Below are 14,762 nucleotides of genomic sequence, written 5' to 3' on the forward strand. Positions count from 1 at the left end.
ATCACGTTCCACCTGCGTCCGCCGTGCAGCAACTTCTCTGTGGAGTGCTGTCAAAGCGGAGTTCGGTTATTAACTCGGCTTGGTCGATTGTGCAACGCAAAAAAAATGCCGGGCAGCCGGATGATGGGCTGCCCGGCAACAGGAACCGGAACGGGGTGGTCCGGTGGGGGTCAGCCCGCGAAAGCGAGCGACTTGAGAATGGGCGCAGGTCCGGTGACCTTGACATCATCTCCGCGCAGGCGACGACGCGAAAGCCATTCGGTCAGCATTTCGGCAGTGGTGTGATCGATCACATGCACCCGGTCGAGGTCCACATGCACCGAACGGCTTGGCGGCACCTGTTCCAGCGCATTGGTCAGGCGAGCCAGACCGATGAACGTAGCGGCACCTTCCAGTTCGAGCCGGGTCGATTCGCCAACCGAATTTTCACCGACCTTGAACTTCAGGTTGCGAACGTGCGGAAGCAGTTCGACAGCCGACAGGGCAATACCGACAAGAACGCCGGTGAGCAGGTCGGTGGTTACCACCAGCACGAAAGTTGCTGTCCAGATCAGCGCCGGCAGAATACCGTGAACGCGGAACAGATGGCTGACATGCTTGAGGCTGACCAGTTTCCAGCCGGTGACCACCAGCACGCCACCCAGCGCCGCCATCGGCACTTCGCGGAGCAGGCCCGGAAGCAGTGCAACAAACGCCAGGATCCATACGCCGTGCATGACGGCAGACCAGCGGGTCTTGGCACCAGCCTGCACGTTTGCCGAACTGCGCACGATCACGCCGGTCATCGGCAAAGCGTTGAACACGCCGCACAGCAGGTTGCCCACGCCCTGCGCGCGCAATTCCTTGTTGTAATCGGTGCGAACGCCATCGTGCATACGGTCGACCGCTGCTGCCGAAAGCAGCGTTTCAGCACTGGCGATAAAGGCAATGGCGATGGCCGAAACGATCATCGAGCCTTGGGTCAGCGGCGAAAGGAAACCGTCAGCAGGAAGTGCAAAGGCCGCAGCAATGGAATCAGGCACGGTGATGCGAGCAACGTCCAGCCCGGCACCCCATGCCACCAGCGTAGCCGCCAGCACGCCCAGCAACGCGCCCGGAAGCAGCGAAAGGCTGGACGGCTTGACCTTTTCCCAAATCAGCATCGTGCCAATGGTCAGCAGGCCTAGCATCAATGCCATTTCAGTGGACTGAAGATTGAACGGGGACAGGCCCAGCACGCGGGCGGGCATCATGGCAAGGTTCTCGACCCCGCTCGACATCGGCTTGGCGTCAAACAGGATGTGGAACTGGCCGATGACGATCAGTGCGCCGATACCTGCCAGCATGCCGTGAACGACAGCAGGCGAAATGGCGCGGAACACGCCGCCCAGCCTGGCCGCACCAGCAACAATCTGGAGAACGCCTGCCAGCAACAGCACCGGGCCAAGCGCGGCAAGGCCATTATCGCGCACGAATTCGAACACGATAACAGCAAGACCGGCAGCCGGACCGCTGACCTGCAGGGGTGAACCCGCAAGCATACCAACGACAATGCCACCGATGATCCCGGTGACGAGGCCCTTTTCGGCAGGGACGCCAGAGGCGATGGCGATGCCCATGCACAACGGCATGGCAACAAGGAACACCACGATCGACGCGGTGAAATCACGCATCAGAAAGCCGAAGGGACCAGTCCCTTCGGCTTCTGCCTGCGCACTAATGGCAGGTTTGCTCATTCTGCAGCCTCGGCGAATGCGGGTTCGGTTGCCGCGCGCTGCGCGGCGGGCAGAGCAACAGGAAGCGCACGGTCTTCGCGCATCGGCACAAACTGGCCAGTGTCGCCATCAAGGCCCAGCACCAAGCCGGCGCTGATATCCACGAACCAGCCGTGCAGCGCCATTTCACCGCGCGCAATAGCGGCAGCAACCGACGGATGGGTCCGCAGATGCGCGATCTGGGCGATGATGTTCTGGAGGCTGACGGCCCGTACGCGCTCGTTACCGTCAAGATGGGGCGAGCAGCTCGACACGACGTGTTCAGCCGCAGCGCCATGACGCAGCCATGCGACCACGTTGGGCATGCCCTTCGGTTCTTCGGGAGCTGCCAGTGCCTTCATCGCACCGCAATCGGAATGGCCGCACACGATGATATCGCGCACACCCAGCGCCACGACCGCATATTCCACGGTGGACGAAACGCCGCCATTCATCGTGGCGTAGGAAGGCACCATGTTACCAGCATTGCGGCAGACAAACAGTTCACCAGGTTCTGCCTGCATGATCTGTTCGGGCACGATGCGCGAATCGGCGCACGAGATCATCAGGGCCTTGGGCGACTGCCCTTCGGTGGAAAGCTTGCCAAACAGCTCACGGCTGTCCGGGAACACGGTCTTTTCGAAGCTGAAGACGCGGCCGATAAGTTCGTTCACGAGAGCCACCCTTTTCCTGATCGGATTGGTTGATCGCGGCAAGGCTGCCGCGATTGTGTGATCCTATCTAGGGAAGCCGCTTTTCCTGCTTTGCACAGGACTGTAACGAATTGTTTCCGTCCATCAGGTGGTCGCGCAGGGAATGCGAACCGTCACGCGCAGACCGCCATCTTCACGGTTGCGCAAATCCAGCGTGCCTTTTTCCAGCTTGATCGCACGGCTGACGATGGCCAGCCCAAGCCCCATGCCCGGCGTATCGCGCGACCGGGCTGCGTCCAGCCGCACAAAGGGCTGAAGAACATCGTCGATGCGGTCGGGCGGAATACCGGGGCCGTCATCATCCACCACGATTTCAGCCACATCACCATCGCGCCGCACGGTGACACGGACATTACCCGCATAATGCAGCGCGTTTTCGATCAGGTTGGATAGCGCGCGCCGCAGCGAAACCGGGCGAACCATGATTTCAAGGCTTTCCGCACCGTGATACGTCGCATCGCCCCCATGGTCAGAAGCGGTATCAACAAGGGTTTCGGCCATGACCGCCACGTCCACTCGCTCTGCCACCAGCCGCGATCCGCCGCTTTCCACAAAGGCCTGTAGCGATTCCAGCATCCGCCGCATTTCGCCCAGATCATCATCCATTTCGCGGCGCATTTCATCGTCGATGGGCGCGTGTTCGAGCCGCAACTGCATGCGCGCCAGAGGGGTGCGCAGATCATGGCCGATGGCAAGCATGGATTGGGTGCGGTCCGCCATCGACTGGTGAATGCGCTGCTGCATCTGGTTGAATGCGCCGATCAGTTCGCGCACTTCGCCGGTCCCCGCCTCGGCAATGGGTTCGGGTGGGCCTGCACCCACTTTGCGGCTGGCGCGCACCAGTGTCCTGAGCGGCGCCAAAGTGGCGCTGAACAGCACCCAGGCCAGCACGACCAGCACCAAAGTCGGCAAAAGCAGCGTCGCCACGCGACCGGCGTTCAACGTCCACGCTTCGCTGGCATATGTCTGGAACCGCAATGTCGAACGGTCCCCCAGCATCATCGTGCCAACGACATTGCCCGACGCGCCCAGCGGTTTGAGGTGCAGTTGAAGATCGGCGTGGTCGAGATCGTCAGCCACATCGAGAATCTGGTCGCGCATGGCCGTGAGCGCCACCGACCCGCCGTGTTTGGGCCGCTTTGCATGCCACTGCATCGAAAAGCGCGGTGTGCTGAGATCTTTGGCAACACGGGCGCGCTCTTCAACCGGCGTACGTTCGATGGCGCGGCTGGCAATAACAAGGTGTTCGGCAACGCGCGCGGCATCATCTTCGCGCAGGGCGAAGCGGCTGGCACGGTCGAACAGCAGGGTATTGGCGGCGAAATCCACCCCGGCGACCAGCAGAAGGATCGCCAGCAGCCGTTCCGGCAGTCCAAACCTGCGGCCGAACTTCAAGCGCGCTGAACCTCGGCCTTGAACATGTAGCCCACACCCCGCACGGTAACGATCGGTGCGCTGCCACCTTCGCCCGAAAGCTTGCGGCGCAATCGGCTGACCAGCACGTCGACACTGCGATCAGAGCTATCCCCCAGCCGGGTGCGCGACAGTTCGATCAGGCGTTCGCGGCCCAGCACACGCTGGGGCTGACTGATGAAGGTAGCAAGAAGATCAAACTCCGCGCCGGTCAGATCGACCATCGCGCCGGTGGGCGAATGCAGTTCGCGGCGCGCCATCGAAACACTCCACCCATCAAACCGGACATCGCCGCTACGTCCGGCGTTATCGCCCGCGCTGTCGGTTCCGCCACCGCCGCCGCGACGGAGTACCGCACCGATGCGGGCAACCAGTTCGCGGGTGCTGAACGGTTTGGCCAGATAATCATCCGCGCCCAGTTCAAGCCCCAACACGCGGTCTTCTTCGCTGCCGCGCGCGGACACGAAGATGATGGGCACCTCGCTTTGCTTGCGCAGGCGGCGGAACAGTTCGATGCCACTGGTGCCGGGCAGCATGATGTCGAGCACGACCAGATCGGCCGGCTCGTTTTCCAGCGCGACCCACATTTCCGCGCCAGTGGCAGCAGTGCGCACGGCATAGCCGTTTTCACGCAATGCACGGGCGGTCAAAGTCCGCAGCGGGCCATCGTCTTCAACCAGCACGATCGAGGGTGATTGCATGTTATCCCAAGTCAGTTGCGGCATCCTGCAAGCACGATAGGCGCGTTAGCAAAGACTGCCAAGTCAAGGTTCCCAGCCTGACTGATGGCATTGGTTTGCGGCAGGCTGGCGCGGACATGACAAAGTGTTGCTGAATCACAGATTTGGCTCAATCCCGACGGAATTGCGAAAGATCGAGCGTTTCGGAAGGGCCTAGCCACATGACATGAGCAGTGTGATCGGCCAGATCATCGCCGCTGTTTCCGTGAGCGAACACGGTGAAATTACCGCGATGCGCCATGATCCATTCCAGCGCTTCGCCAATGCGTGCGGCGGGCACCGTCATCTGGCATGATCCACGTGGATGCGGGCCGACCGGCTTTGCATGAACGCGGCCCATGGCAATGCCCAGCGCGTCCTTCATCGCGCCACACAGCGCAGAGGCCTGCTCTGCCTGATGCGGGTCAAAATAAACGTGAGCGTGATAACTGTCGAAGTGGGGCATGGCCGCTGCCCTGCCCCACGTCTGGCTGATGTTCAAGCCGGGTCAACGTCGCCCGGCGAACGGCAACAGGCGGCCCAGGCACAACCGGAGCCGCCCATCCGCCGTCAGTCGATGCTACGCTTGTAGGTTTCAGGCAGCACGAAGATACCGATCACACAAGTGGCAGCGGCAACGATCACCGGATACCAGAAGCCGTGATAGATATCGCCGTTGGCCGCAACCATGGCAAAGCCGATGGCCGGCAGCAGCCCGCCCAGCCAGCCGTTGCCGATGTGGTAGGGCAGGCTCATCGAGGTATAGCGGATGCGGCTGGGGAACAGTTCGACCAGCATGGCCGCGATCGGGCCGTAAACCATCGTCACCAGCAGCACGAGGTAGAACAGGATCGCCACGACCATCGGCTTGTTGATCTGGTCAGGATCAGCCTTGGGCGGATAGCCGACCTTTTCGAGTTCGCCCACGACCGCGGGCTTGCCATCAGCAGCGGCCTTGCCGGCAACCTGCACGGTAAAGGCGGCAATGGCGGCCTTCTTTTCATCGCCTGAAAGCTTTGCTGGATCAGGCGCGACGATGGTTTTCCCGCCAACGCTGATCGACGCGATGGTACCTGCCGGGGCTTCGACGTTTTCGTAATTCACGGCTGCCTTGGCCAGCGCGTTCTTCACGATATCGCAGCTTGTGGTGTCGAACTTGTTGCCGCCGACCGGATCGAACTGCGACGAACATTCCGCCGGATTGGCATGGACCGCCACCGGCGCATTGGCTTGCGCGTGAGCCAGTGCGGGGTTTGCCGCTTCGGTCAGCGCCTTGAATGCGGGGAACATGCTGAGCGAGGCCAGCGCGCAACCGGCAAGGATGATCTTCTTGCGGCCGATCTTGTCCGACAGCCACCCAAAGAACAGGAAGAACGGCGTGGCACAGGCCAGCGCGATAATGATGAGCGTATTGGCGGTAAGACCATCAACCTTGAGCATCTTTTCAAGGAAATACATCGCGTAGAGCTGGCCCGTATACCAGACCACAGCCTGCCCTGCGATAGCGCCGAAAAATGCGATCAGCACGATCTTGAGATTGCCCCATTCGCCAAAAGCTTCGGCCAGCGGGCGCTTGGATGAACTGCCTTCGTCCTTCATTTTCTGGAAAACGGGCGATTCATGCAGCTTGAGGCGCAGCCACAGCCCGATCATCAGGAACAGGCCCGACAGCAGGTAGGGAATGCGCCAGCCCCAATCCTTGAACGCGGCTTCGCCAACACCGGTGACGGGCGAGCGCACGAGGATGACGATCAGCAGGGCCATGGCAAGACCGGCCGTGGCGGTAATCTGAATCCAGCTTGTGTAAAGGCCGCGCTTGTCGTTGGGGGCGTGTTCGGCAACATATGTCGCCGCGCCGCCATATTCGCCGCCAAGGGCAAGGCCCTGGAACATGCGCAGGATCACCAGCATGATCGGTGCAGCGACGCCGACAGTTTCATAGGTGGGCAGGCAGCCGACGAGGAAGGTCGAAAGCCCCATGACCAGCAGGGTGACGATGAAAGTGTAACGCCGCCCAACGATATCGCCGATGGCACCGAACACCAGCGCGCCGAACGGACGCACGATGAAACCCGATGCGAAAACCAGCAGCGCCATGATGAATGCTGTGGTTTCGTTCAGCCCGGTAAGGAACTTGGCCGCAATGATCGCGGTGAGCAGACCGTAGAGGTAGAAGTCATACCATTCGAACACCGTGCCAAGCGACGACGCGGTGATAATCAGTTTTTCGTTGTGGGTTGCCTTGTGATGTTGTGGCAAGGCGTCTTCAACAGTTGCCATCGGCCCTCTCCCTTAGAATGTGTATTTTGCGGCCATTTCAAAACGATCCATCTTGCCGATCAGGCCGCTGGCAACTTCGCGCACGGCATGGCGGTATTCGATGCCGAAATCGAGATTGCGCACCGGCGACCAGAAAAGGTTGCCTGCAACGCTCCACGCCTCGGCATTGGCAAGGCCGGGGGTGGCGATGCTATCGGGATAATCGGCGTGCTGGTAGCCCACCATGAAAGTTGAACGCAGTTGCGCGGTCCAGCCCAGCTTGACCGACGCCCATGCCGCCACATTGTCGACCAGATAGAGCCGGTCAGCGATGGTGCGATCGTAAATGGCATCAGGTGCATAACCGACCGTGAAATAACGGCCCGCGCCCCGGCCCACTGCACCCATAAAGCGGATATCGTGGCGGAGATCAGGTCCGAACTGAATCTTGCCACCAACCGTCGCGGCCCAGCCAAAGGCGCTGTCGCCAGCACCTGCGCTATGCACCGAAACCGAACGAGCCAGGCCTGCGATGTGCAGTTCCTTTGTCTTGTCCTTGAAGGCCAGCTTGGCAATCAGATCGGGCATGCGGTCCTGATCGTTATCGACCATGGCGGCAGAGGTGGAGGTGATCGTTTCGGACTGCGGGTTTTCAGCCGCCAGATAGAGGTCCAGTCCACCGCCCAAAGGCTGACGATACTGCACCATCATTTGCCGCACGAAGACAGAGCCATCCATCGGCCCGACGAAATCAGTGGTTTCAGGCAAGTGTCCGGCGTTCTGGAACGTAGTCCATTCCTGCCCGATCAGCAGATTGCCATAACTGATGAAGCCGCGCCGGAACGTGGGCGTATAGGCATTGGTCGCGCGCTGCGCGCCAAGGGGCGCGGCGGCAAGCGCAAAGTCGAATTCGACATGGCTTTTCAGTTCGCGTCCCGCCAGCGGCGTGCTGGTGGCAAAGAACAGCCGGGTCTGACGGGCATGGCCGATGACATCGGTGCTGGCCGCGCCACCGACCGGGATTTGCTGCGGCAGGAAGAACTCCTTGCCCAACGATCCGCCCGCCAACTCACCGTTGCCAAAGCGGGTGACACTGCCAACGACCTTGACGAAACCACCCATCTTGAACGTGGTAGCCCCCACCTTGAAGCCATCCGGTTGAGGCCTTGACTCAAGCGCTGCCGCTTTGGCGACTGCAGTATCGGCCTTTGCTTCGGCGGCTCGCGCAACCTGAACGGCCTGCGCTGACTGGGCGTTGTCGGACGAGGTTTTGTCCGCTCTGGCCTGCGCAAGATCCGATTTCAACGCATCCATCTGGGCTTCAAGCCGTATCAAGCGCGCTTCAAGTTCGGCTTCTCGCTGCGTCGGCGCTGCCGCATGGGCCACCCCCGGTAAAGTCAGCGCGGTAGCTGCAAGCAACAGCGCAGGCCACCGCCATCGGTTGTTCGACATTTTCCCTCTCCCGGTGTCTGCATTTCGAGACATCCTGCGGCGAGTTTTCCGCACACCGGGCTTGGCAACCAGAGAGAGGATGGTCTTATATCTACGACCATTGTCTAGAAGCGCCGCCGCAAATCCTTGCGGTAACAAGGCGGACAAGAGCAGAATCTGAAAAGGAGAGCCTGACATGGGCGAGGCAGTTTATCCGGTCCCGGCGCAATGGGCCGCAAACGCGCTGGTTGATGAAGCCGGTTATCTGGAAATGTATCGCCAGTCGGTGGACGATCCGGAAAGCTTCTGGGCCAAACATGGCAAGCGGCTCGACTGGATCAAGCCTTTCACCAAGGTCAAGAACACCTCGTTTCATGAAGCCGATTTCGGCATTCGCTGGTTTGAAGACGGCACGCTGAACCTTTCGGCCAACTGCCTTGACCGGCACCTGGACACACACGGGGATGACATTGCGATCCTGTGGGAGCCGGACAGCCCCACCGACGCACACCGTGAAATCACCTATCGCCAGTTGCACGCCGATGTCTGCCGCTTTGCCAACCTGCTGAAGGCCAAGGGCGTCAAAAAGGGTGAGCGGGTGACCATCTACCTGCCGATGGTGCCCGAAGCCGCCGTTGCCATGCTGGCTTGCGCGCGGATCGGCGCGATCCATTCCATCGTTTTTGCAGGGTTCAGCCCCGACGCGCTGGGCGGCCGCATCACCGACTGCGACAGCCGCGTCGTGCTGACCGCAGACGAAGGCCTGCGTGGTGGCAAGAAAGTGCCGCTGAAGGCCAATGTCGACGAAGCGCTGAAGCAGTGCCCCGATGTGGACACCGTCATCATGTTGCGCCGCACCGGCGCAGAGGTGGGCTTTGTAGAAGGCCGCGACGTGGACTGGGCCAGCGCCGTGGCCGAACAGAGCGCAACCTGCACGCCTGAGGAAATGGGCGCGGAAGATCCGCTTTTCATCCTCTATACCTCCGGCTCCACCGGCAAGCCCAAGGGCGTGCTGCACACCACCGGCGGTTATTCGGTCTGGGCGTCGATGACGCACGAGTACGTGTTCGATTATCGGCCCGGCCAGATCTACTGGTGCGCAGCCGATATCGGTTGGGTCACGGGCCATTCCTATGTCGTCTATGGGCCGCTGATGAACGGCGGCACCACGGTGATGTTCGAAGGCGTGCCCAACTTCCCCGATGCAAGCCGGTTCTGGCAGGTGGTCGACAAGTTCAAGGTCGAAATCTTCTATGGCGCCCCCACCGCCCTGCGAGCATTGATGCGCGAAGGCGATGAATGGGTGAAGAAGACGAGCCGCGCTTCGCTGCGCCTGCTGGGCAGCGTGGGCGAGCCGATCAACCCCGAAGCGTGGGAGTGGTATCACAAGGTTGTGGGCGACAGCCGCTGCCCCATCGTGGACACATGGTGGCAAACCGAAACCGGTGCTGCGATGATTACCCCGCTGCCCGGTGCGACACCGCTCAAGCCCGGCTCTGCATCGCGCCCATTCTTTGGCGTGAAACCTGCACTGGTCGACAACGACGGTGTGTTTCTGGAAGGCGCAACCGACGGCTGCCTTGTCGTCACCGATTCATGGCCGGGCCAGATGCGCACCGTGTGGGGCGATCACGAACGCTTTTTCCAGACCTATTTCAGCACGTTCAAAGGCCTGTATTTCACCGGCGACGGCTGCCGCCGCGATGCCGATGACTATTACTGGATCACCGGCCGCATCGATGATGTTATCAACGTATCCGGGCACCGCATGGGCACGGCAGAAATCGAAAGCGCGCTGGTGGCGCACGCCAAAGTGGCCGAAGCCGCAGTGGTGGGCATGCCGCACGACATCAAGGGTCAGGGCATCTATGCCTTTGTCACCTGCAATGCCGAGGTTGAGCCGGACGAAGCGCTGCGCAAGGAACTGATCGCGTGGGTCCGCCACGAAATCGGCCCGATCGCCACCCCCGATGTCATCCAGTTCGCGCCCGGCCTGCCCAAGACCCGTTCGGGCAAGATCATGCGTCGCATTCTGCGCAAGATCGGCGAAAACGATGTTTCCAACCTGGGCGATACATCGACGCTTGCCGATCCGTCCGTGGTCGATAATCTGCTGGCCAACAGGCCTCATCTGGCAAACGCATGAATACCGCGTCTGCAACCGGCCTGACCGGAGGGGTGTGAGCGAAACGATCCTGATAGCCGACGATCACCCGCTGTTCCGGCAAGCGCTGGCTTTGGCGGTCAGCAATGTTGCGCCGAACGCGCGGGTGATCGAGGCAGGCACACTGGCTTCGGCGGCCAAGGCCGCTGCCGAAGCCGGCGATCTGAAACTCATCACGCTTGACCTGAAAATGCCCGGTGCCATCGGCTATTCCGGCATTGCCTTGCTCCATGCCGAAAAGCCCAGTGTGCCGATTCTGGTCGTCTCGAGCGCCGAGGGGGCAATGGTCGCAGATGAAGCGCGCGCATTCGGCGCGGTCGGCTTTTTGCGCAAGGATGCCGATCTTGTCCGGATAGAAGATGCCATTCGCGCTGCATTGGGTGGCACTGCCCCGGCTGGGGCAGCAACCGAACCGGTCGATAAGGTGCGGCGCGAAGTGGCCGGACTTACGCCCACACAGCTTAAAGTCCTGCTGGCCGTGCTGGACGGCAAACTGAACAAGCAGATCGCCTTCGACCTTGGGATGAGCGAGGCAACGGTAAAAGCGCACATGACCGCCATCATGCGCAAGCTGGACGTGCAGAACCGCACACAGGCAGCGCTGGTCGCCCGTTCACTCGGACTGGATTTGGCCAACTGACACGCCGGCCAGAAATTCGGCAATAGCGGCCGGATCTGCAGGCTTCACAAACAGGGCAATACGCCCCAGCCTGAGCCGGTTGCGCAAGGCTGCCCCGCTTTCTGCGGTAATCAGCGCCACAGCCAAGGCAGGATTGCGGCTGCGCGCCTGATCGATCAGGCGAACACCATCGTCGCCCCCGCCAAGATGATAATCGGCCAACAACACATCGACATGGGCCACATGCACCAAGGCTTGTTCGGTGCCAGATGCCGTAATCGCCGAATGGCCCAGACCTTCCAGCAGGGCGGCGGTCGCTTCGACAATCGCAGGCTCGTTGTCGACAACAAGCACTCGCAGCGAACGCCCACCGCCTACAGGCAAAGCTGCCGTGGGGGCTGGCTGAGTTGTGCCGGGGCGCGATGACGCAGGGGCCTTTAACGCGGGCAGGAATATGCTGAACCGGCTGCCCCGCCCTTCGTGCGACGCCAGTTCGATCCGCACGCCTAAAAGCCGTGCGATCCGTTCGACAATGGCAAGGCCAAGGCCCAAACCTTCGGCCTCAACCGTGCCAAGGCGCGTAAATTCCCCAAAGATATCGGCCTGCCGGTCTACCGGAATACCGACACCTGTATCGACCACATCGATCCGCACAAACGCACCGCGCCGCCGAACGCCAATCAACACCCCGCCATCCACGGTATAGCGCACCGCATTGGCAAGCAGGTTCTGCAGGACCGAACGCAACAGGCCAGGGTCCGTCTCGACGCTTCCCCGCAGTGATGCGACACGCAAGATCAGCCCCTTTTCCTCGGCCAAGGGACGCATGCTTTCCGCGATATCGCCGATCAGCGGTCCAAGATCGATGACTTCAGGGCTGGCTTGAATACCGCCCGCATCCAGTTTGGAGATGTCGAGCAAGGCACGCAGCAATTCCTCTGCCGCGACGATGGAACGATCCACCCGCGCAGTCAGCACTTTGGCATTGCCTTCGACATTGCGATCCAGCGCAGAAGTAAACAGGCGCGCGGCATGCAGCGGTTGCAGCAGATCGTGGCTGGCGGCCGCCAGAAACCGGGTTTTTTCGCGCGTCGCATCGGCAAGGCGATCATTTGCCTTGCGCAGTTCGACCGTCCGCGCCGCAACGCGCTGTTCCAGCTCATCCAGCGTGTCGCGCAATTCAGTGCGAACTTGCGCATCTTCGGTAATGTCGGTGAACGACGTCAGATAGCCACCGCCTGGCATCGCGCCACCGACAGATTTGATGACGCGGCCATCGGCCTGCACGCGCTCGGACGCATAAGAGCGGCGTGCGCGCAGATGACGCAACCGCTTCTCGACCTCTTCATCGACCGGGCCTGCAAAATTGCCGCGCTCCACATTGAAACGGATAAGGTCCGCAATGGGCACTCCCACTTGCACCAGCCCCGGCGGATAACCGAACAGATCGACGTAACGGGTATTCCAAGCCACCAGATTCAGATCGCCATCAATGACGCTGACGCCCGATTGCAGGTTCTCGAACGTGGCAGCCAGCAATTGCCGCGAAAAGCTAAGCGATTGGCCGCCCTCATCCAGCAGGCGCGTCACATCCTCAAGGCTCATCCGCCCGCCCGCCAGCGCCGATGCCACCAGCGCGCGCGCCGACGATGCGCCCACAACGCCAGCGATCAACTCCTGCGCTGTGCGAGCGAATGCGCGCGTGATTGGCTGCCCATGAAGTTCTGCGGGAAATGACGTGCTGGCCCGGTCTTCTCCGATAAAGCGCGCGGTCAGCGCGGCCAGCTCGCCCATATTGCCAACCGGCCGTTCAGCCAGCACCAGCCTTGGGAGGCGAGGCGCTCGCCGTTGTCCAGCGGTCGCCAGCGCCATTACCGCCAGATTGCAGAACAAGCTCCACAGTACGCCATGAACCAACGGCGATGTGTGGCCGATGCCCAGCAACCGCAGCGGATCGATCATCGTGCCCGACAAAGCCGCAACCCACGCAGCAGGAAGAATTGGCGGAAGCGCCAGAGTATAAAGCCAGAGGGCGAGGCCGGTCAGCAGGCTCGCCTTGGCTGCAACCGGATCCCGCCCCGCACCCGCCACGGCCAGCAACAGGTGTGGCACGAACTGGGCCATGGCAGCAAAGGCCACCAGCCCGATCGACGCCAGCGAGCGCGACGGATCGACCAGCACGGCCCACAACAACGCTAGGCCCACGACTCCGATAATCGAAACCCGCCGTACGGCAAGCATCTGGCGCCCAAGCGCGCCTGCCAGTTCATCGCCCTTGTTGCGCAGCACTGCCGGGAAAATCAGGTCATTCGACACCATCGTTGCCAGTGCGATGGAATCGACAATCACCATCGCCGCGCCTGAACTCAAGCCGCCCAGCAATGCTATCACCGCAAGACTGCCCAGCCCTTCGCGCAGGGGTAGCAGCAATACGAAGCTGTCTGGTGGCGCCGTCTCAGGCAAAGCGACCAGCCCTGCCAAAGCAATGGGGACGATCAGCGCAGCCATGACCATCAGGTATGCCGCCAGCCCTTTGCGGGCATTGCTCAGGTCTGTAACGCTATGCGCCTGCGTCAGCCCCATGTAGAACTGGCGCGGTAAAACCAGCACGGCAAAAGCTGAAACCAGCGTTACCACCAAGGTTTCAAGCGATATGCCCGAAGCCGAAAACTGACCACCCAAAGCGCCAGACGCCCTCGCCCAATCCGCTGGTTCCGCCATGATGATAATGCTTGCAGCATAAAGGCCAACAAGCGCGAGCGCGCCAAGTTTTATCAGCGACTCCAGCGCAACCGAAAAAACCAGCCCTTCACTACGTCCAGCAATTTCATATCGCCGCGCACCGAACAGGATAGCAAACAGCGCCAGTAATGCCCCAGCCACAACCATGACCGACACTTCCGAAATATCACCCGAAAGTAACGAAAGCGCCCTGCCCATCGAACGAAGCTGCAGCGCCACATAAGGCACCGTGCCACACAGGGCGATCACGGTGATGATTTGTGCCACCCCCGGATCATGGCTGAACCTTGCCGCGATGAAGTCGGATATGGTCGTGGCACGTTCGTGCTCAACAGCCTTGGCCAACGCTCCCAGAAATCGTGGCGCCAGTAGCAACATCAAAGCTGGGGCAAGGTAGATCGGAAGGTAATTCCACCCCTCACTGACTGCAGATCCCACCGCGCCATAAAAGGTCCAGCTTGAACAGTAGACACCCAGCGCAAGTGTGTATGCGCCGTGGCGCATTCGGCGATAGTGACGGGATGCGGAGCCTGCACGGTCAGCAAAACTGGCAACCGCAAACAATAGCCCGAACAGGGCAAATGCAAGAAAGGCTGCCAATAGCGGTGTCATAAATGGCAACGCCGCCACAAGCTATAGCCTGCAGGAAAAGCGTTCTCCCCGGAACGAAACCAAGCAAATAGCTCGCACTTACAACTGCAGTACAGGTATATCTGGTTAAAAGTCCTCAGCACGTTCATGGCGATGACTTTAACACCCGGCGCGGCGCGATTTTAGTCGCATCCTCTCCCAAGGCCGCGCCGGGCGACAGTTGAGATGGAGTTCTTAATCGTAGCTGAGCAGGCTGTCACAAGGAATTTTACGTCAGAGAAATATTGCAGGAATGTGATGCAAGCCGACAACACAAAACAAAAACCCCGCCAGAAGCGGGGTCATAAAATGTGTTTGGAATAAATATCTGGTTGCGGG

Annotated in this window: 10 protein-coding genes; 2 read left to right on the forward strand and 8 right to left on the reverse strand. The window is 60.9% G+C overall.

The window, feature by feature from the left end:
* Positions 1-170 precede the first annotated feature (170 nt).
* The 7 genes from OVA07_RS16275 to OVA07_RS16305 all read right to left on the reverse strand — a co-directional run bounded on the left by OVA07_RS16275 (position 171) and on the right by OVA07_RS16305 (position 8,289).
* Positions 171-1,715 (reverse strand): SulP family inorganic anion transporter, encoded by a 1,545-nt coding sequence (locus tag OVA07_RS16275; protein WP_442789658.1) that lies wholly within the window; start codon positions 1,713-1,715, stop codon positions 171-173.
* The gene (locus tag OVA07_RS16280; RefSeq protein ID WP_268172572.1) at positions 1,712-2,407 is read right to left on the reverse strand and encodes a carbonic anhydrase; all 696 of its coding nucleotides are present in this window, start codon (positions 2,405-2,407) and stop codon (positions 1,712-1,714) included. Before OVA07_RS16280 ends, OVA07_RS16275 begins: the two co-directional genes overlap by 4 nt.
* A gap of 123 nt (positions 2,408-2,530) precedes the next feature.
* Positions 2,531-3,841: an ATP-binding protein gene (locus tag OVA07_RS16285; protein WP_268172573.1), complete on the reverse strand. Its 1,311-nt coding sequence runs from the start codon at positions 3,839-3,841 to the stop codon at positions 2,531-2,533.
* On the reverse strand, positions 3,838-4,560 hold the full coding sequence (locus tag OVA07_RS16290) for a response regulator transcription factor (RefSeq protein WP_268172574.1): 723 nt from the start codon (positions 4,558-4,560) through the stop codon (positions 3,838-3,840). The genes OVA07_RS16285 and OVA07_RS16290 overlap by 4 nt, the downstream gene beginning before the upstream one ends.
* Before the next feature lie 148 nt (positions 4,561-4,708).
* The gene (locus OVA07_RS16295; protein ID WP_268172575.1) at positions 4,709-5,080 is read right to left on the reverse strand and encodes a DOPA 4,5-dioxygenase family protein; all 372 of its coding nucleotides are present in this window, start codon (positions 5,078-5,080) and stop codon (positions 4,709-4,711) included.
* Between the two features lie 68 nt (positions 5,081-5,148).
* On the reverse strand, positions 5,149-6,858 hold the full coding sequence (locus tag OVA07_RS16300; RefSeq protein WP_268172576.1) for an MFS transporter: 1,710 nt from the start codon (positions 6,856-6,858) through the stop codon (positions 5,149-5,151).
* Between the two features lie 12 nt (positions 6,859-6,870).
* On the reverse strand, positions 6,871-8,289 hold the full coding sequence (locus OVA07_RS16305; RefSeq protein WP_268172577.1) for a DcaP family trimeric outer membrane transporter: 1,419 nt from the start codon (positions 8,287-8,289) through the stop codon (positions 6,871-6,873).
* 175 nt (positions 8,290-8,464) lie between these two features.
* On the opposite strand from OVA07_RS16305, the gene acs reads away from it, so the two are divergent.
* Together acs and OVA07_RS16315 are read left to right on the forward strand one after the other, a co-directional pair.
* On the forward strand, positions 8,465-10,414 hold the full coding sequence (gene acs, locus OVA07_RS16310; protein WP_268172578.1) for an acetate--CoA ligase: 1,950 nt from the start codon (positions 8,465-8,467) through the stop codon (positions 10,412-10,414).
* 34 nt (positions 10,415-10,448) lie between these two features.
* Positions 10,449-11,072 carry a response regulator transcription factor gene (locus OVA07_RS16315; RefSeq protein ID WP_268172579.1) on the forward strand — a complete coding sequence of 208 codons (624 nt, stop codon included), beginning with the start codon at positions 10,449-10,451 and terminating at the stop codon, positions 11,070-11,072.
* On the opposite strand, the gene OVA07_RS16320 is transcribed toward OVA07_RS16315, so the two are convergent.
* Complete coding sequence (locus OVA07_RS16320; protein WP_442789659.1) at positions 11,046-14,405, reverse strand: hybrid sensor histidine kinase/response regulator; 3,360 nt, start codon at positions 14,403-14,405, stop codon at positions 11,046-11,048. The genes OVA07_RS16315 and OVA07_RS16320 overlap by 27 nt on opposite strands.
* Positions 14,406-14,762 lie beyond the last annotated feature (357 nt).

The sequence above is a fragment of the Novosphingobium sp. SL115 genome, from assembly GCF_026672515.1.
Lineage (GTDB): Bacteria > Pseudomonadota > Alphaproteobacteria > Sphingomonadales > Sphingomonadaceae > Novosphingobium.